This window comes from Acetobacterium paludosum (assembly GCF_008086595.1).
Taxonomy (GTDB): Bacteria; Bacillota; Clostridia; order Eubacteriales; family Eubacteriaceae; genus Acetobacterium; species Acetobacterium paludosum.
In genome coordinates, this window is record NZ_RXYA01000021.1 from 1 (window position 1) to 17,158 (window position 17,158).

Sequence of the window (17,158 nt, forward strand, 5' to 3'; positions counted from 1 at the left end):
GGCCCGGGTTGCCATGCAGATCGGGCTGACTTTGGCATGCCTGAATATGAAAAAACTGGCAAATCTGCTGTACCGAAAACGAATGCGTTTTGGGTTGCCTTCACGTTTTATTCTGTTTTTTCATTTTGGGGCAGCAATATAAAAACCCGACTACAGCTTTGTTTGCTTGTAATCGGGTTTGTCTTCGCTCTGAGCAGATTTCATTAATGAAATCTGCTTTTTTATTGACGAATTAATTACTGATAAATGGTGTATCTGTAGAACCAGGGGCAGTACTTCCCTTAGGAACAATTTGAATTCGGATACCTTCCAATCGATATGACAAACCTACAGTTCCAGCACTGGCACCGTTCTTTGCCCAACCAAGCCAACCAACATTTTGGGCATGAACCTGGTAATAGATATCAAACAAATCTGCATCTGTACCAGTAAGGGCAATCTGAATGGCCTCTAATCGAAGCGATTGACCTGTTGTGCCACTCAATGTCCCATCGGTCACAAAGTTCTGCCAGCCGATATCCTGGACATGAGTTTTGTATTCTACGCCAAGATTATAGCCCTGGGCTCTCGCATTAATTTCAATACCTTCCAGGCGAAGAGATTGGTCCGTTGTGCCACTCAAGGCTCCATCAGAAACTAAATCCTGCCAGCCTAAATTTTCAACATGGGTTCGATAAGCTATCGAAGTGGTTTTGACTGCCGAGTCTTTAATTACAAAATTATTAATAGCTTTTCTGGTAATGTTATTATCACCATCTTTTACCTCTACATATAGAGTATAAATTCCTGATACGGTGGGGGTAAAAGTAGCGGTGCTACAGGTGCTGTAATCCTGAATGGTATTAGTCTCACCATTTAGTTCATAGTAAAATCCATAGGCATAGGAACCTTGGCCGCCACTAGCGGAGGCGCTTAAAACGATGGGGGTTCCCACTGTTTGATCGGGAACTTTATCCGCCGTAAAATTATCAATACTTAAGGGGATACTAGGGGTTACGGCAGCCAGAGCTGCATCCAGTTGGATCATTCCATATCCATAGTAATCATCTTTTCCGGGAGCTCCGAAATCTAAAGCGGTATTTTCTAGAATGGTTTCCACTTTGGTGTTGGTAAGGCTGGGATCAGCAGCCAATAGAACAGCACAGGCTCCAGCGGTGATGGGAGAGGAAAAGGAGGTTCCAGATGCTAGCTGGTAATCTCCATCATGGTTAGTGGTGTAAATTTTATAACCAGGAGCACATAAATCCACCATGCTGTTGTGTTGGGAAAAATAGCCGATTTCATTGGTATCAGTAGTGGCTCCAACAGAAATAACATTATTATAGGAGGCTGGAACGGCAAATTCACCTGAGTAATCGGCATTACTTCCTTCATTTCCCGCAGCCGCTACTAAAACCTTTCCAGCATTGGCGGCGTTTTCCACAGCAGTTCGAAGAGCAGGGGAGGCCATATAACCGCCAAAACTCATATTAATGACTTTTACATCCGATCTCCCGGCTGCATCATATAAAGCTGCGCAGATATAACCGACATCGAGATTGGCATCATTATCGTAGGTTCCTCCGACACGATAGGGAGCAATTTTGACATTGGCCGTTCCGGCTATTCCGGAAATACCGATATTATTATTGGATACTGCGGCAATGCAACCACTGACCTCGGTTCCATGACCTGATAAATCTTTCATGTCTGAGGTTCCATCCACGTAGTCATAGCCGGTTACTGTCTTTCCGATAAGATCCGGGTGTTTGAGATTTAGACCAGTATCGATAACAGCAACTACCACAGCTTGTGAATTATTTACCTGGTTCCAGGTTTTATCTGCATCGATACGTTCAAACTGCCACTCTAAAGAAAGCAAGGGATCATTGGGGAGGGCGGAAGTTTGGATATAGCCGTTTTTTTCTGCCACTAATACGTTGGGATTTTCTGATAATTTGGTGACGATGGAATCCACATTATTAGAATCAGCTACTTCTAAAATGTCCACCCGATCAGATACCGTTTCTCCGCCTTTAATTTCTTGAGTTGTCAGACCAAGATTACTCACATTAGCATTATTGTCCTGATAAATAATGATGATTTCATCATTGATATTTGAATTTTCATTTATATTAGCTACTTCATCCATACTTTGAATAGCCAATGATCCATTTCCGATTGAATCTTCGGAGACATTAACTGAAGATTTAACTGTTCCAGTTGTTTGTACTGAAATGGACTGGTTTTCCGCTAATACGCCAAGGGGGAAGGATGTGGAAATTAAAACGAATGCTAATAGGGAGCTGATAATAATTTTAGATCTCATGATTGTGCCTCTTTCCTCTTTTTATCGATACTTAATAATAACGCATTTACTTTTTAAAAGCAATTAAGTAAGATAAAATGATATAGCGGTCATTTTAAAGTCTCGTGAAGTGAAATAAAAGGTATAAAAATATTGATGAAAAAGAAAAATCATACTAATATATACAAAGCATATATTCATAGTATCATATGTGAAGTCTAGTTCGTATTTTAAAGGAACACTCTACAAAGCGAGGTAAAAAATATTTCAATAAAGTTTAAAAGAGAACAAAAAACGATCAGTAAATGTTATCAGGTTAATGTTTTTTTCCAGAGCGATTGTGTATTAGAGAATATCAAAGCATATACCATGATTTTCGGATTGATAGGGTTAGTGGAAGAACTTTATTTTCTGCCCGAGGATATTGTAGATAATTCAGACACATCAGCATATATTAGAAATAATGGCCTGGATATCTTTCTTCGAACAAAAATGGAATATGAGCAACTCAAAGATCAATTAAATAAAACGCCATCTTTAGAAAGACTCACCTTAAAAATGGTAGACGAATCAGCTTTTGAAGCATTTGAGCCGGTACCGAAAAATAAGAAACTGATTGAAACTCAACCGATTATTAAGCAGATAACAAAAAAACCGATACGATGTTTTTGCCAAACCTATTAATATAAAAAACGTGCAGCGGTATTTAGCAAATTGGATTATGAATGCAAAGTTGGATTAAAAGATTTTTGAAAATTCAATAGAAATACGGCAAAGGATGGATGGCGAAATGGAAAAGCAGAAAAACTTACTACATAAAATCATTCAAATAATTAGTGTCGTTTTAATGATTTTTTTACTAATTAATATCTTTAATATGATTTATATGATTTTTTTGATCCGTGAAACAGGGGATGTAATAAATATCTCTGACAATATCAGAAGTGAAATTCAGCGACTAGTCAAACTAGAACTCTCTGGAGATCCACAGAATGATATGATTGATACTATCGATAAAATAATAAATGACTTTGAATATGATAAAACCAGAAACAAATGGGAAAAGCAACAAGATCCAGCTACTCTTGAAAAGTTAGATCTGATACCAGAGATGTGGAGAAAATTGAGAACGGACCTTATTAATTATAGATTGAATGCCAGCAATAAGGAACCCCTCTTGCAAAGTAGTGAAGCCTATTTTAAAACAATAAATTACGTTGTTGAAGCAACAGAAAATTATTCGACAGAAAAAATTGTTTGTTGTAAAATAAAAACGTAGAACCTTTCTGCAAAAAGAACTTGCAAAAAACAAAAAATCAAAGAACTTATCACCAATGAGGTTGCCTTAGCCATTTTAATATTTGTATTGATTGTTGCTTCAATTCCCCAAACGACGAAATAAATTCAATTGATTCGAAAAAACAGGGAATTAGAAGTTGCCGCCTATATTGACAAAATCACAGGGTTGCCGGGTCGAAGAAGCTGTGAAGAAAAAATATGGATGCCTATGAATCCAAAGAAAGCACCCTATTTGTGTTGCCATATTTGACCTTAATAATTTAAAAAGATGAATGATTTATATGGACATCATGAAGGAGATCGTTTAATAAAAGGTTTTGCTTGTGTATTGGAAAATATCAGCAATGATCGTATTTTTGCTGGCCGTTACGGCGGAGACGAATTTATCATAATCGTACATGGTTGGAGATTTAGAAAAATATAGAAACGCATACTGTGTCAGTAATTGTTTGCCAGGACATTCCATAAGGACTGCACTAATTGCAATTTGTTTAGCTAAAGAATTAGACATTGAAACATCAGAGGTTTATCATATTGGCTTGGGTGGAATACTCCATGATATTGGCAAGCTGTTAATTCCCAGCAAAATTATTGATAAACCATGTAAACTGAGTGTAACAGAATTCAAAGTGATTAAAGAACATCCGTCAATCGGTTTTGAAATGCTAAAAAATCAAAAGTGGTTACCGAAAGATAGCTTGAAGATTGTTCAAAATCATCATGAAAAGATTGATGGAAGTGGGTATCCTAATCAATTGTCAGGAATTCAGATTCCATTTTATGGATGTCTGGTCGGGGTAGCAGATGTTTTCGATGCGGTGACAAGTAAAAGAAACTACCGCGATGCGCTTAGTTATCGTGATGCACTGTGTATTATCCAAAAAGAAACACCAAATCTTCTGGATGAGAATTTAGTGATGGTTTTAGGTGATACAATAGAAAAATATTATCATTCCAACACAACTTATACGAAAAAATTAAATATACAAGAATATAACAAACTTGTAATCTGATTTGAACGGTTAAAGATAAATCAGATTGCTATTAAATAGAGTAATTGTTTTTACACAAATTAAAAAACTTCAACAAAGCCGATAAAGATATTGTTGAAGTTTTATTCAAGTTCAAAGTGAGGCAAACTCATAATTAATATCAGATTATTATAGCCTGATTGTTGAAATTATTAAATATAATTTTTGCAATTTCTAAATATATCTTAGATATGAAGAAGAGCGTTTTAGATTTAACAATGCTAAGGTTATATTTGATTCAATATTGCATATGATTATTTTCATTTCATTGCAACTCAGTCCACACTTTTCGCACTCTGTTTCTGAGATATTTCTTTGCACTGGTCTGGTTATTTGGCTACTTGAATCTTTGTTTTTTGGAATTTCTGCATGTTCCGGATGGCTCTTGTAGTAAGTAGTAATTCCTTCGCGATACATTTTAATCTCTCCCTATTATATATTGCGTATATGTTTTATATGTTATAAAGCATAACGGATTCTTTTTTAAATGTCAATCATTTTGCTAGTTTAGAATGCTGCCAAATCAAATTCAAAAAAAAAGAAATGATTTGGTAGTGTATTGTTGTTAAAGAAGAAAATAGGTTATAATTTAATAAAAAAACATTGATAATTTGAAAGCGGGTATATTATGACAGTAATCGTTGTTGTTCTAATTTTGTTGTTTTCAATATGGTTAATTTTCAGCAATATAATCAGTGGGAATAAAGGATTCTCAACTATTGGCGATGATAAGCCGATTATAAAAGTCCTTTGCAAGGATGGTTTTCTAAAAGGCTATTATGTGTCTGATGGATTATTCAAAGGGAAGAAATATGTTTCAAATAAAATTACAGCTGAAGGAACATTCTTTAATGGAATGCAGATCGGACAGGGTAAGGAGTATTATGAAAATGGCAAATTGAAGTATATCGGTCATTTTTCAAATGATTATGCGGCGGGTCAAGGCAAATTATTTGATCAAATTGGAAAACTAAAATATGAAGGTAACTTTGAAAATGGTTATGCATCAGGTTATGGTAAGCTGTATGATGATAATGGACATTTGAAATGTGAAGGCAATTTTGCCCGGTTATCAACTAATACAGGATGTGAAAAAGACCCCTCTGTACCTTCTGGTAAATGCAAAGAGTATTATGAAAATGGCAAATTAAAATATATTGGCAATTTTTATAATGGACTTTGGTATGGAGAGGGTAAATATTATGATAGAAACGGTCATTTACTACATAAGGGTAGATTTGAATACGGCAGCCCTGTAAAAAAATGAGCCATTGGGTTACTGTTATTAGACATGGAATAGCAATCAAAGAAAAATTAGAAAATATTTTTAAAACAAATGAACGATTATTATATGATATCCATAATGTTGCATTTTTAAATCAAAAGTGGTATTATTTTATTGTTTTATAAATGATTTTACAGGAATATCATTAACTCAAATTCAGGTTTGTGTTCGGATATCAAGTTGTTATTCAAGGGAGGAATACATCATGTTTATTGCCAGGCAACCGATTTTCAATCAGCAACTAGAAGTATTTGGATACGAATTGCTTTTTCGGCTAGAAAGCCAATCAACCCAGTTTGGCGGAATATCATCTCAGGGCGCAACGGCAACGGTGATCACTGGTTTATACGAGTCTGGATTGGAGAATCTGATTGAGGATAAGTATGCCTTTATCAATTTTGATGAAATATTTGTTCATTCTAATGCTTTGGAATTAATTGAACCTGGCCGAATGATTGTCGAGATGCTTGAAAATATAAAGATTGATCGTACGTTGATGGATCGTTTGGAGGAAATCAGACATAAAGGTTACAAAATTGCTTTGGATGACTTTAAGGAAAACTATTGCGAGTATCCATTAATGCCTTTTGCTGATATTATAAAATATGATTTAATAGCGACGCCTTTGGAAAGAATCGAAAAAGATGTCATTAAAGCCCTTTCCCAGAATAAAATTCTTTTGGCAGAGAAGGTTGAAACAGAAAAAGAATATCTGGAGGCAAAAGAAATGGGATTCCAATTGTTTCAGGGATACTTTTTCAGCAGACCCAGTATCGCAGCAAAATCATATAACAAAACAACTTCCAAGTCCCAGTATGTGCGCGTGATTGCAGAAATAAAAAAAGTGGATCCCGATTTCGATGCATTGGCCGAACTCCTTGAGCAGGATGTTACTTTGGCTTATCGTGTGATGCGTATGGCAAGTTTTCGATCTGGAAATGATTTAGTCAGTTCCGTTAAGTATGCATTAACCTATATGGGTCTAGATGAACTAGAAAGATGGATCAATGTTATAATGCTCCAGGATTTAGGTAAAGATAAACCGGAAGAACTGAAGAAAATATCTCTAATTCGTACTAAATTCGCAGAATCCATAGCTATTCATGGAGGAATGAAAAAGCTTCAAAATGCAGCATCGATGATGGGGCTATTTAGTGTATTGGATGCAATTCTAGACCAGTCTATGGAAGAGGCTTTAATGGGTGTTGCATTGCCACCTTCAATATTAGATGCATTGATCAATCATAAAGGCGTACTTTATCCGATTTATGAATTGATTTTATCCTATGAAAAAGGAGATTGGAATGTCGTTGATAATATTTCAAAAGAACTGAATCTTGAAGAAACTGTTTTGGTTCGAAACTACCGTTGGGCTATTCAGTGGGCGAATGAAGTAATGATACTGGTTTCGTAGCGGATGAAGTGCAGAATTCTGCTGATTTATTTTATAGCTGTTGAATTCAAACCGTTTCTTTTTTCAATGTCAAAATATGAAGGATGAAGCAAATGGAACATACGTACGAAAAGTGGAGAAATATGCTTCTGCAAACAATTCAATGATTCTTATGGACATCTAAAAGGAGATCAGGTACTATTGGCACTGGCTGGACTGATGAAAAAAAGATATAAAAAAAATCGTTTATGGCCAGATTTGGCGGAGAGGAGTTTTCAATTATTTGCATGGGAAGTGAAGCAGATCATATTTACGACCTTATGGAAAATCTTCGAATAGAATTTGAAAATCAAAGATACGATTTTATGGAGGATACCATTACAATCAGTATCGGTATTTCAACTTGGAAATTAGGATGGACCGCAGAAGAATTATTTGAAAACGCAGATAGCGCGATGTACGTTGCAAAGGCAAATGGAAAGAATCAAACTAAACAATAAAATTAATTATTGTTTAGTATTTCTAATAAGATGTAGCCAGCCGAAATTTTGTTTTTTAGCATTAGGATAGAAATATACTTCCTTGATCAGATATCCAGTCCTAAATATTTCTGCCATTGTAACTTTTGATTTAATAAACAAAAGGACTGAAATCTGAATAACACAGATTTCAGTCCAAAAATGTTTAACCGCTATATGTATTGAATTTTAGAACAATATTTAAATACTGCTTTTTTGCGGTTCCAAAACCTTAGAACCGACGGTATCAACTTTTGCTTTTCTCAGATATGAATAATAATAGGCACCTGGTATAATAATAGCTCCACCAATGATATTTCCGATTGTTACGGGAATAATATTGTTAATAAAAATCTGTGCCCAGGTAATGTCTGCACCAACAAATAATCCCATTGGCAGGAAGAACATATTGGCGACACTATGTTCAAAACCAGCAAAAACGAAAAGCATAATTGGAAACCAAATAGCAAATATTTTGCCAATCATATCTTTCGAACCAGCCTGTAACCAGCATGCTAAAACAACAAGAATATTACAAAATATTGCACGAATGAGAATTGCTCCCAACGGAATCGCAACTTTTGCCTGTGCAATAGCAACTGCCTTGGTGACCATCGCTTCACCATATAAACCGCTCTTAGATAATAACCAGGCAAATAAGACTGAGCCGATTAAATTTCCAACCCAAACGATACCCCAGTTACGAAGCATTGCCCCAAAAGTAATATCTTTTCTAAACAATGATAAAGTCATCAGGTTGTTACCTGTAAATAATTCTGCACCACATAAAACAACAAGCATTAAGCCAACGGGAAAGACGCCTGCACCAACAAGCTTGGCAACAGTTACTTCAAAACCACTAGTTGCACCAGATGTAACCAAAGTGAATCCATAAGCACCTAAACCAATAAACATACCGGCCAACATGCCCAATACAAGCATTTTACCTATTGATAAAACTGCTTTTTTGTTACCGTTGGTGATCCACACTTCACCAATTTCCCCTGGAGTTAAAAAATTATTCACCCTCGATCTCCTTACTAAATTATAATAGATTTGCGATTGCATGAAATTTCAAGCATTACGATGCATTATTATTTAAGCTCACCTCCTTAATTAAACAAATTTATATTTTCCATGTAATCGATTTTTAAATTATATCAAAATATTCTCAACTTGTATACACTTATAAATAAATTTATTCTATATTAAATAGAAGAATATTTTTACTGTCAGATATAAACAAAAATAGCTTCTTGCTGGGTATCGATATCTTTTTTTAACATCAATACAACTATTAAAAAACAGCATAATAAAGCCATTGAAAGTTTTCCTTGAAGAGTATAATAATGGAAAAATAGAAGTATGAATTATAGCCATGTATATGCAAGAATCTTCATATATGGATTTTAATTACAGATATTCAGCATCATTTTATAATTCAATTTCTGTTTTAAAAGATCAATCAGAACGTGGCGTAAAGGTAAAAAGATTTAAACAATAAATGATAAAATATACTAAATTATTGTATAAATATAAGATAGAGTAAAACGGATATAAAAATCAATATGAAGAATGAAAAGCGGACAAATTACGATAAATTTAAGATTCCGGTGTTTTACTGGCAAGTTGTTGAACTTCTAGTTCCAATTTGGTCGGATTCCATCATATAAAAATAGTGAGGTAAAAGCACGTGACTATAGAGAAATATTTGGCCGTAAAAAAAATTGGCCAATTGAGTTTTTATGCAAAATTTGTTGACAGAGAATATATCGCATGGTACGATATATCGTAAGACGACATAGAAAGGAGCGAGATCCGTGATAAAGAATGAACCGTTAACCGAAAGCTATTTTTTTATATTGCTTTGTTTGCTGGATGGGCCCAGTCATGGGTACGGGATCATGCAGAAAACAAAAGAAATCTCTGAAGGTCGGGTCAGTATCGGTTCCGGAACTATGTATGGAGCAACTGGTAATATGATGAAAAAAAAATGGATTCAGGAAGAAAAAATAAAGAATTCAGAAGATGAAAGAAAGCGCCTGTATTGCCTGACAGAAAAAGGAGAGGAAATTCTCATGGGGGAATATCAGCGATTATTATTAGATATCAAGAGTGCGGAAAGAATCATAAAGCGACATTAGAAAATTAGCAAAGCCTTAAAGAACATAATTCAGTTAAAATGTATGTAGCCGAGAATTAGGGCTGGAAAGATTTGAATTGAATATTTGGCGAATTGCGATCGTGAAAAGCCTAATTTAAAAGAGTGCATTATCTCAAAATAATGTTCTCCGAGTAATTAAAATATATAGGAGGAAATTTGTATGTCAGAAGGAAATATAGAAAATCTTTTGAAAGTTCCAAAATTGGAAGCTTTTTTTAAAGATTATATCATTAATAATAAAGAGTTGTTTTTGGGTGTTCGTGGAGAATGCATCAATGTGTATTATTGGTGTAAAAGCTTGCTTGAAATATCTTATGTTGATGATAATAAATGCAATATTAAAATTCATAAAAAATATGTTGATAATACTGCTCTGTGTGGATTGAAATTCACTGAAAAATCTGATTATATGACATTTAGCTTATCAGATGAATTTATTAAAGCGTTTTCAGGATCATACAAGGTATTGAAAGCCAATGTTGAGAATGCAGCACTAAAAATAAAACCTATCCCAGTGAAAATTGAAAATAAAAAATTTAGAATCAAATCGGGTGAAGTTAAAATTGCGAATAAAAAGCCTGAAACAAAATCAGTTGAAGTAAAAGTGGGAATCTTGGAAAAAAAATTCCAGCAAGTTATTGCCTGCAATAATAATAGCAATAAAGATTCCGACTGGTATTGTATCGATTTAGAATATCAATCAGAAGGCATACCTTTTGGACGATTAGACATGGTTATAATTTCAAAAAATAGACATAATGGTAAATATCAAATTGCAATTATCAAATTAAAATATTCATGGCAGGCATATAAATCCGGTTATAGAAAAAATTTATACAATGATAAAAAAAATAAAGGTTATTATATTCAGGCTGAGACTTTAAAAACCAAGAAAAATGCCCAGGATATCCAGCATCAGAGAAGATTCGGCTGTAAATATGATGAAAAAAAGAAACAGATCGTAGATTATGAATTTGGTTCTGGAATTGTTGGCAATTTTCATAACTATTCAAAATTCCTGTTTACAGACAACGGAAAATACTACCATCAATTAAAAGAAGAATGTTATGATATTTTACGGACCAAAAATAAATTAGGCTGTTTTGAAACAAATGATCACATTAGTGAAGAGTTGCTTGAGATTTTAGAAAGTAGCCAAGAAGAATTTATCGAAAATATCAGTGATGTTCCTCAGTGTATTTTTTTAACCGTTGGATGTGATGATATTGAACAATGTAAACAGTCAATGACCTCATACCTTTGCGCCGGTCCGACCAATACGGCAGATGTTTTGAGCTGTACAAAGGATCTTTGGAATTTATATTACAATGACGGTAAAGGTAAAATAAAGACGATTATGCACGACTTAAACCTTACTGATTGTTTTCCTAAAGCATTTGATGAAAGAATTCGGTATTTGTTTTCCAAAAAAGAAGAACTTGAAAATTTAAATATGATCGATCATCTGGATCCTTCTACTGACGACGAGTTGATACTCAATATATTCTAGTAAAATGATGATATAAAGCTAAAGTGAAGTGCCCTGTATCAGGATGCTTCACTTTATTAAATGGCACTATAATATTTGGCTATTCCACCACTACCAAATATTATGGAACTTAATTTAAGGATTGACTTTTTTAATCAGCTCGAATATTGTATAAGATATTACGGCTATAAAAAAAGAAAAACCTATATAAAAAAGTTCAAGTTCTTTATGGAAAGGATTATAGAAATTGAGTATATTAGATAACATTTCATCTCCAAAGGATTTAAAAGGATTATCTTACAGTGATCTTGATATCCTTGCTGATGAACTTAGAAATAAAATCCTCGATACGGTATCAAATAACGGTGGGCATTTAGCCTCTAATTTAGGTATTGTCGAAACGACGATTGCCATTCACCGTATTTTTAACTCACCAGAGGATCAAATTGTTCTGGACGTTGGACATCAAAGTTATGTCCACAAACTTTTAACCGGAAGGCAAAGAGAGTTTGACACGCTTCGTCAATGGGAAGGCTTATCAGGCTTCACTAATCGTCAGGAAAGTATTTATGATCCTTTTGGTGCAGGACATTCCGGAACATCCATTTCGGCGGCATTAGGGTTGGCGACAGCCAATCAACTGAACGGTAAACAAAATTATGTTATTGCCGTTGTTGGCGATGGCTCTTTTACTAATGGGATGATTTATGAGGCTTTGAATAATTGCACCAAGAATAATTTAAAACTAATTATTATATTAAATGATAATGAAATGTCAATATCAGAAAATGTAGGTGGTTTATCTAAATATTTATCCAGAATTCGAACGAGTGAAAAATATTTTTCGTTAAAACACAAAATTCAGATGTTCTTTCACAAAATACCTTTGGTTGGTGATCACTTAGTAAGTACCACGAGAAAGCTAAAAAAGCGCATCAAAAAAAGAGTGATGAACGAGAATTTATTTGAAAATCTCGGGCTTGATTATCTTGGGCCCATTGAAGGGGGCAAGATTAAAAAACTGGAAACAGTGCTTAGAGAAGCAAAAGATAAAAATAAATGTTGCCTTGTCCATGTTCACACGGTCAAGGGCAAAGGTTATAAACCTGCTGAAGACAACCCGGAAATATATCATTCGGTGGGCGCTTTTGATTTAAAAAGCGGGGTTGATGCAACAAAAAAGAGCATTAGCTTTTCATCTGTTTTTGGAGATATTCTTTGCCGAGAAGCAGCACACAATCAATCGATTTGTGCCATTACTGCAGCAATGACCAGTGGAACCGGTTTGAACGAGTTCAGAGAAAACTATCCCCAACGGTTTTACGATGTGGGCATTGCCGAAGAACATGCCGTTACCTTTGGGGCAGGCCTTTCCGCCAATCAGAAAACTCCGGTATGTGCTATTTATTCTACATTTACTCAAAGAGTTTATGATCAATTGATCCACGACGTTGCGATACAAAAACTGCCAATGATTATGGCACTCGACCGCTGCGGACTCGTACCAGGGGATGGGATTACCCATCAGGGTATTTACGATTGTTCTTATTTGGCCTCTATCCCTGGAATTGAGATTTTCAGCCCAGAAACTTATGCTGAAATGGACCAATCCTTTAATCATGCGTTTTATCATAATGGATTGGTTGTAATAAGATATCCTAAAGGAATGGAACTGGAATATAATCGCAGTAAATATAAATCTTTGGGCGGTCTGAGTTATCTGGATTTTTCTACGGCCCCCTATGAGGTAGCCATAATTACCTATGGAAGAATTACCAAGAATGCCTATGATGCCATCAAATTATTAAATAACGCAGGTCACATTCGTTTGATAAAACTTGTGAAAGTTTATCCCCTTGATTTTGAGAAGATATTTTCGCTAATTGAAGGGGTTAGGGTTATTTATATATTGGAAGAGGGTATAAAAAGTGGCGGAATTGCAGAAAAATTAGCATCTGAATTCGCTCAAAACGATATGATGCATACAAAAAAGATATTGATCCGAGCGATTGAAAATCCCTTGATGGAGCAGGGTGATTTGGCTTCATTATATGCAAGTTGCGGTTTCCAACCAGAACAGATTGCGGCTGAAATCAAGGATCTCATGAAAAACAATTAAGAAACAAGCCTTTTCATGATAATTTCGACTAAACTGGACAAAAAAGTAAAGGTATGATAATCTGTATACTAGTTAAAGTAGAAATTGTCTGCTGGATTATTATAATGATAGTTTGTGAAAAAATTTTGTTAGTTAAGATAGTTTCTAAGCCATGACGCAATGCATGTCGTGGCTTTTTTTTGTTGACAGAGGGTCAAATTAAAACATGACACTCTGTTTTTATTTTTTATTTTAAGGAGAAATTTTAAATGGGATTGTTGGACGTTATTAATATATCACACTCTTTTGGTGATAAATCATTATATAGAGAAGCGTCGTTTGAGCTTTTCAAGGGTGAACACATGGGGGTAGTAGGAAGAAATGGTACAGGAAAAACAACACTTTTAAACTCACTCATTGGAGAAGTCATACCAGATGTAGGTGAAATTCGTTGGCAAAAAGGGATCAAGGTTGGATATCTGGATCAGCATGCTAAAATTGACAAAGAGGTTATGGTATTTGACTATCTCAAAACAGCATTTATTGAGCTTTATAAGACTGAATCAGAGCTGAATAAAATCTATGAAAATATGATGTTTGACAGTAGCGAAAAGATGCTCGATAAAGCTGCTGACTATCAAAGCCTTTTGGAAAATTCCGGTTTTTATGAAATTGAAAGCAGAATTTTAAAAGTTGCCGATGGCTTAGGAATTACAGCATTAGGGATGGACAGTAAGCTTGACAAACTTAGTGGCGGACAAAGAGCAAAAGTTATTTTAGCCAAACTCCTTCTTGAAGAACCCAATGTATTATTACTGGATGAACCAACAAATTTTCTCGATAAGGAACATGTGGAATGGCTGACAGATCATCTTAGAGCCTACGATGGAACTTTTATTGTCATTTCTCATGACTTTGATTTCCTTGATAAGATTACCACTTGTATCTGTGACATCGAGTTTTGTACAATCAAAAAGTATAGTGGAAATATTTCAAAATTCATTGAACTGAAAGGACTTAGAAGAGAAGGCTATATCAGAGAATTCGAGGCACAAAAAAAGCAAATAAAAAAATATGAAGATTACATATCAAAAAACAAAGCAAGAGCCTCCACTGCCAATATGGCTAAAAGCAGGCAAAAACAACTTGATAAAATTGATCGGATTCCACCACCTGAAACAGCACCAAAGCCACATTTCCATTTTTCGTCTTTAGCGATATCAGCCCAAAAATCTTTAGTTGTAAAAGATTTAGAGATTGGTTATTACTATCCACTTTTACCAAAATTAAATTTCAAGGTGGAATCAGGACAAAAAATAGTGATAACAGGATTCAATGGGATTGGGAAATCAACTTTGCTCAAAACTTTAATTCACCAGATATCTGCAATCTCTGGAAAATACAAATTTGCCGATAATGTGAAAATGGGATTTTTTGAGCAGGATCTGAACTGGAAGAATCCAGCGCAAACACCGATACAAATCATAGCAGATGAATTTCCAAAACAGTCTCAAAGTCAAATAAGAAGGTATTTAGCACAGTGCGGCTTAAAGGCAGCGAGCACAATTCAGTCGGTCTCAACTCTTAGCGGTGGGGAACAGGCTAAGGTAAAGATTTGCAGTTTAATGCTGACTAAGTCTAATTTTCTGATTCTGGATGAGCCGACAAACCACCTTGATGGGGATGCAAAAGAGGTATTTAAAAATGAACTCATTAATTGGGAAGGAAACATGATTCTTGTATCCCATGAATCCTCGTTTTATGAAGAGTGGGCCGATAAGATCGTTAACATAGAAGATTTATCGGAGATTAAGCCTAATGTAATAAAATGAATTGAACCTCATATAGATCAATGAAAATTTGAATATTTATATCTAAGTATCTTGAAGAATGATAAGTGAATAATGATATTATTACTTGACGTAATGCTGCTTTTACAATTAGAATAAGTATATAAAAATTGAAAATAATTTATCCAAAGGCGGTTAATTATGAAAAATCTGAGAGTTATGATAGTGGATGATTCAACTTTTTCAATAGCAGTTTTAAGAAAAATGTTGGAAAAAGTTGGACTAGAGGTAGTAGCTACAGCATTGAATATGAATGATGCAATAGAAAAAGCAAAAGAGATTAAACCTGATTTAATCACGATGGATATGACTTTGCCGGATGGCAATGGAATAGAGTGCTCAAGAGAGATATTAAAACAATTAAAAGAATCAAAAATCATCGCAATCAGTTCAATGATGGACGAAGAAATTATTGAAAAAGCAAAAAACGCAGGGATTAAAGCATACCTACAAAAGCCTGTTGATGCAGATGGATTGAAGGCAGCAATTGAAAAGCTATTTGCGGGAGAAGAGCTGTACCAAATCTTGCAAGATAATTACGAAGAGGCCTTTAAAGAGTCAGTGTTCACTTTTCTTAAAAATGAAATTGGCGGAGAAGTAGAACTTGAAAACTATCAGCTTAAATACAAAGGAGTCAGAAAATCATCAGGTGTTTCGGTGGCGGTTGGAATGATCGGACGACATAGGGGCAGACTTATTATTGATATGTCCGGTGATACCGCACTTAATATGGTAAAAAAAATATTACAGGATGAAAGTCAAACGCTTGAGGAGGCAATTCAGTTCCTTAGTGAGTTTGCAAATGTCATTGCTGGAAATGCCTGTTCCCTTCTTAATGGATTAAATCGATCATTTGGACTTCGTGTATCACCACCAACTGTCATTATTGGTGAAGACATTACCATATCAATCGGGGATATGGATAGCAAATCTTTTATGATAAAAACAGATTTAGGCGAGTCCTTTATGAATATTGGAGTTCAAAAGGGGGATGAGTCATGGATTTAAAAAATATCAATCCTTTTATTGATGCTGTTACTGAGATTTTACCCCAGTTTGGTTTTCAAAGCTTAGTCCAAAAGGGCTTTAGTGAAAAGTCGAAAAAGATTATTGCCAGCGGAGTTGTTATAACTCTGGGAATAGTTGGAGATAAAAAAGGAAATGTAGTTTATTGCATTAATCAAGAAGGAGCAAAACAAATAGCCTCAATCATGATGATGGGCATGCCTGTGGATGAATTGGATGATATGGCGCAGAGTGCCCTGTCAGAATTGTCTAACATGCTTACAGCTAATGCTTGTATAAATTTTTCAAAGGAAGCGGTCAATGTTGATATATCCGTTCCTACCCTTTTATTCGGTGAAAACATCGAGCTGAACTTGAACAAAGAAGAGATTAGTTGTGTTGAATTTGATGTTGATGGAATAAAGTTGGAAATCTATGTAGCTTTAGTTTAATGACAAATTAAGAAATAATAACGTACCATTAAATATGGCACTTTAGAATATTAACAAATGTAAATTACAAGGCCAACCTGATAAAGGTTGGCCTTCAGAGCGAAGACAAACCCGATTACAAGCAAACAAAGCTGTAGTCGGGTTTTTATATTGCTGCCCCAAAATGAAAAAACAGAATAAAACGTGAAGGCAACCCAAAACGCATTCGTTTTCGGTACAGCAGATTTGCCAGTTTTTTCATATTCAGGCATGCCAAAGTCAGCCCGATCTGCATGGCAACCCGGGCC

14 protein-coding genes and 1 pseudogene are annotated in these 17,158 nt (G+C 34.9%); 13 read left to right on the plus strand and 2 right to left on the minus strand.

Annotated features, from left to right (window positions below):
* Window positions 1-232: 232 nt before the first annotated feature.
* A complete protein-coding gene (locus FZC41_RS16575; protein WP_148568564.1) occupies window positions 233-2,308 on the minus strand; it encodes a S8 family serine peptidase in 2,076 nt (691 codons plus the stop codon).
* A gap of 276 nt (window positions 2,309-2,584) precedes the next feature.
* Between FZC41_RS16575 and FZC41_RS16580 the strand changes: the two genes are divergently transcribed.
* From FZC41_RS16580 to FZC41_RS16615, 7 genes and pseudogenes are all read left to right on the plus strand, one after another.
* The gene (locus FZC41_RS16580) at window positions 2,585-2,971 is read left to right on the plus strand and encodes a hypothetical protein (RefSeq protein ID WP_279235195.1); all 387 of its coding nucleotides are present in this window, start codon (window positions 2,585-2,587) and stop codon (window positions 2,969-2,971) included.
* 106 nt (window positions 2,972-3,077) lie between these two features.
* The gene (locus FZC41_RS16585) at window positions 3,078-3,566 is read left to right on the plus strand and encodes a hypothetical protein (RefSeq protein WP_148568566.1); all 489 of its coding nucleotides are present in this window, start codon (window positions 3,078-3,080) and stop codon (window positions 3,564-3,566) included.
* Window positions 3,567-3,854: 288 nt separating this feature from the next.
* Window positions 3,855-4,010, plus strand: a complete 156-nt coding sequence (locus tag FZC41_RS17940; RefSeq protein WP_148568567.1) for a diguanylate cyclase domain-containing protein — start codon at window positions 3,855-3,857, stop codon at window positions 4,008-4,010.
* On the plus strand, window positions 3,985-4,599 hold the full coding sequence (locus FZC41_RS16595; protein WP_148568568.1) for an HD-GYP domain-containing protein: 615 nt from the start codon (window positions 3,985-3,987) through the stop codon (window positions 4,597-4,599). The genes FZC41_RS17940 and FZC41_RS16595 overlap by 26 nt, the downstream gene beginning before the upstream one ends.
* 646 nt (window positions 4,600-5,245) lie before the next feature.
* The gene (locus tag FZC41_RS16600) at window positions 5,246-5,884 is read left to right on the plus strand and encodes a toxin-antitoxin system YwqK family antitoxin (RefSeq protein WP_148568569.1); all 639 of its coding nucleotides are present in this window, start codon (window positions 5,246-5,248) and stop codon (window positions 5,882-5,884) included.
* Window positions 5,885-6,107: 223 nt separating this feature from the next.
* Window positions 6,108-7,316 (plus strand): EAL and HDOD domain-containing protein, encoded by a 1,209-nt coding sequence (locus FZC41_RS16605; RefSeq protein ID WP_148568570.1) that lies wholly within the window; start codon window positions 6,108-6,110, stop codon window positions 7,314-7,316.
* 180 nt (window positions 7,317-7,496) lie between these two features.
* Window positions 7,497-7,795 (plus strand): annotated as a pseudogene (locus FZC41_RS16615) (GGDEF domain-containing protein).
* A 219-nt stretch (window positions 7,796-8,014) separates the two neighbouring features.
* Here the strand turns inward: FZC41_RS16615 and FZC41_RS16620 are convergent.
* Complete coding sequence (locus tag FZC41_RS16620) at window positions 8,015-8,839, minus strand: formate/nitrite transporter family protein (protein WP_148568572.1); 825 nt, start codon at window positions 8,837-8,839, stop codon at window positions 8,015-8,017.
* Window positions 8,840-9,633: 794 nt separating this feature from the next.
* On the opposite strand from FZC41_RS16620, the gene FZC41_RS16625 reads away from it, so the two are divergent.
* From FZC41_RS16625 to FZC41_RS16650, 6 genes are all read left to right on the plus strand, one after another.
* Entirely contained in the window at window positions 9,634-9,957 is a 324-nt protein-coding gene (locus FZC41_RS16625; RefSeq protein WP_148568573.1) for a PadR family transcriptional regulator, read from the plus strand.
* 180 nt (window positions 9,958-10,137) lie between these two features.
* Entirely contained in the window at window positions 10,138-11,487 is a 1,350-nt protein-coding gene (locus tag FZC41_RS16630) for a hypothetical protein (protein ID WP_148568574.1), read from the plus strand.
* Between the two features lie 226 nt (window positions 11,488-11,713).
* Window positions 11,714-13,585, plus strand: coding sequence for a 1-deoxy-D-xylulose-5-phosphate synthase (dxs, locus tag FZC41_RS16635; protein ID WP_148568575.1), 1,872 nt, complete (start codon window positions 11,714-11,716; stop codon window positions 13,583-13,585).
* A 248-nt stretch (window positions 13,586-13,833) separates the two neighbouring features.
* On the plus strand, window positions 13,834-15,396 hold the full coding sequence (locus FZC41_RS16640; RefSeq protein ID WP_148568576.1) for an ABC-F family ATP-binding cassette domain-containing protein: 1,563 nt from the start codon (window positions 13,834-13,836) through the stop codon (window positions 15,394-15,396).
* A gap of 159 nt (window positions 15,397-15,555) precedes the next feature.
* Window positions 15,556-16,422 carry a response regulator gene (locus FZC41_RS16645; protein WP_148568577.1) on the plus strand — a complete coding sequence of 289 codons (867 nt, stop codon included), beginning with the start codon at window positions 15,556-15,558 and terminating at the stop codon, window positions 16,420-16,422.
* Entirely contained in the window at window positions 16,413-16,871 is a 459-nt protein-coding gene (locus tag FZC41_RS16650) for a chemotaxis protein CheX (RefSeq protein WP_148568578.1), read from the plus strand. The genes FZC41_RS16645 and FZC41_RS16650 overlap by 10 nt, the downstream gene beginning before the upstream one ends.
* Window positions 16,872-17,158 lie beyond the last annotated feature (287 nt).

What these genes read in the sequence shown, in the direction of transcription:
- FZC41_RS16645 (WP_148568577.1), top strand. Translation starts at nt 15,556, where the DNA reads ATGAAAAATCTGAGAGTTATGATAGTGGATGATTCAACTTTTTCAATA.
- FZC41_RS16585 (WP_148568566.1), top strand. Translation starts at nt 3,078, where the DNA reads ATGGAAAAGCAGAAAAACTTACTACATAAAATCATTCAAATAATTAGT.
- FZC41_RS16600 (WP_148568569.1), top strand. Translation starts at nt 5,246, where the DNA reads ATGACAGTAATCGTTGTTGTTCTAATTTTGTTGTTTTCAATATGGTTA.
- FZC41_RS16595 (WP_148568568.1), top strand. Translation starts at nt 3,985, where the DNA reads ATGGTTGGAGATTTAGAAAAATATAGAAACGCATACTGTGTCAGTAAT.
- FZC41_RS16630 (WP_148568574.1), top strand. Translation starts at nt 10,138, where the DNA reads ATGTCAGAAGGAAATATAGAAAATCTTTTGAAAGTTCCAAAATTGGAA.
- FZC41_RS16650 (WP_148568578.1), top strand. Translation starts at nt 16,413, where the DNA reads ATGGATTTAAAAAATATCAATCCTTTTATTGATGCTGTTACTGAGATT.
- FZC41_RS17940 (WP_148568567.1), top strand. Translation starts at nt 3,855, where the DNA reads ATGAATGATTTATATGGACATCATGAAGGAGATCGTTTAATAAAAGGT.
- FZC41_RS16605 (WP_148568570.1), top strand. Translation starts at nt 6,108, where the DNA reads ATGTTTATTGCCAGGCAACCGATTTTCAATCAGCAACTAGAAGTATTT.
- FZC41_RS16640 (WP_148568576.1), top strand. Translation starts at nt 13,834, where the DNA reads ATGGGATTGTTGGACGTTATTAATATATCACACTCTTTTGGTGATAAA.
- FZC41_RS16575 (WP_148568564.1), bottom strand. Translation starts at nt 2,308, where the DNA reads ATGAGATCTAAAATTATTATCAGCTCCCTATTAGCATTCGTTTTAATT.